2 protein-coding genes and 1 pseudogene are annotated in these 1,576 nt (G+C 74.9%); all 3 read left to right on the forward strand.

Features of this window, described 5'->3' with window-relative positions; translation table 11 throughout:
• Nucleotides 1–51 precede the first annotated feature (51 nt).
• A pseudogene (locus tag LFM09_RS49970) lies at nt 52–828 on the forward strand (beta-ketoacyl-[acyl-carrier-protein] synthase family protein); the annotation flags it as partial.
• 163 nt (nt 829–991) lie between these two features.
• Nucleotides 992–1,348: a hypothetical protein gene (locus tag LFM09_RS49975; RefSeq protein WP_414103712.1), complete on the forward strand. Its 357-nt coding sequence runs from the start codon at nt 992–994 to the stop codon at nt 1,346–1,348.
• Nucleotides 1,309–1,575: a hypothetical protein gene (locus tag LFM09_RS49980; RefSeq protein ID WP_414103713.1), complete on the forward strand. Its 267-nt coding sequence runs from the start codon at nt 1,309–1,311 to the stop codon at nt 1,573–1,575. The genes LFM09_RS49975 and LFM09_RS49980 overlap by 40 nt, the downstream gene beginning before the upstream one ends.
• Nucleotide 1,576: the final 1 nt, after the last annotated feature.

Below are 1,576 nucleotides of genomic sequence, written 5' to 3' on the forward strand. Positions count from 1 at the left end.
ACCGATCTGCCGGTGCGGCTCGGCGCGCCGGCACGCGAGGATCCGGGCGCGATGCTCGACCGCGTGTCCCGCCGCCGCATGGACCGCTGTCAGCAGCTCGCCGTCGTCGCGGCACGGCAGGCCTGGGCGGACGCGGGCGCACCCGAGGTGGAGCCCGAGCGGCTGGCGGTGGTGTTCGGCACCGGCCTGGGCGGAGGCGGCACGCTGGTCGAGCAGTACGACCGTTGCCAGGAGCTGGGTCCCGACCGCGTCTCCCCCTTCACCGTCACGATGCTCATGCCGAACGGTCCCGCCGCCGCGGTGAGCATGGACCTCGGCGCACGAGGCGGTGCGCACGCACCCACCAGTGCGTGTGCCTCCGGGGCTGAGGCGATCGCGCTGGGCGCCGCGCTGCTCCGTCGCGGGCTCGCCGACGTCGTCGTCGCGGGCGGCACCGAGGCCTGCCTCGGCCGGTTGTCGATCGCGGCGTTCGCCAGGATGGGGGCGTTGTCGCGCAGGCACGACGACCCGGTCGCGGCGTCCCGGCCGTTCGACTCCGGCCGGGACGGGTTCGTCATGGGTGAGGGCGCGGGGGCGTTGGTGCTCGAACGGGCCTCGTTCGCGCGCGCCAGGGGAGCCAAGATCTCCGCGCGCCTTGCCGGCGTCGGCATGACCTCCGACGCGCACGACATGACCTCGCCGTCGTCGGACGGCCAGATCCGCGCGATCCGGCACGCGTTGCGGTCCGCGGGTCTGAGCCCCTATGACGTCACGCACGTCAACGCGCACGCACCGGGCACCCCGGTCGGCGACCGCGTCGAGGCGGCCGCCGTCCTGGAGGCCCTGGGGCCGCACCCGCTGGTCACCGCGACGAAGTCGGTGACCGGTCACCTCATCGGCGNCCGAGGGCGCGGGCGCGCTCGTGCTCGAACGTGGCTCGTTCGCCCGTGCACGAGGTGCCCGCGTCGCCGCCCGGCTTGCCGGCATCGGCATGAGCTCCGACGCGCACGACATGACCTCGCCGTCGTCGGACGGCCAGATCCGCGCCATCCGGCACGCGCTGCGGAACGCCGGACTCAGCCCGTACGACGTCACGCACGTCAACGCGCACGCACCGGGCACCCCGGTCGGCGACCGCGTCGAGGCGGCCGCCGTCCTGGAGGCCCTGGGGCCGCACCCGCTGGTCACCGCGACGAAGTCGGTGACCGGTCACCTCATCGGCGGCGCCGGCGCGGTCGAGGCGATCTTCACGGTGCTCGCCGTGCGGGACGGCGTCATCCCGCCGACGCGCAACCNGACCGCGTCGAGGCGGCCGCCGTCCTGGAGGCCCTGGGGCCGCACCCGCTCGTCACCGCGACGAAGTCGGTGACCGGTCACCTCATCGGCGGCGCCGGCGCGGTCGAGGCGATCTTCACCCTGCTCGCCGTGCGGGACGGCGTCATCCCGCCGACGCGCAACCTCGACGACCAGGACTCCGACGTGAAGCTGGAGATCGTCGCGGACCGGCCGCGGTACGCGCGGGTCGGGGCGGCGATCTCCAACTCCTTCGGGTTCGGCGGGCACAACGTCGTGCTGGCCTTCACCCGGCCCGGCTGAG

This window comes from Lentzea alba (genome assembly GCF_047445655.1).
Lineage (GTDB): Bacteria > Actinomycetota > Actinomycetes > Mycobacteriales > Pseudonocardiaceae > Lentzea > Lentzea alba_A.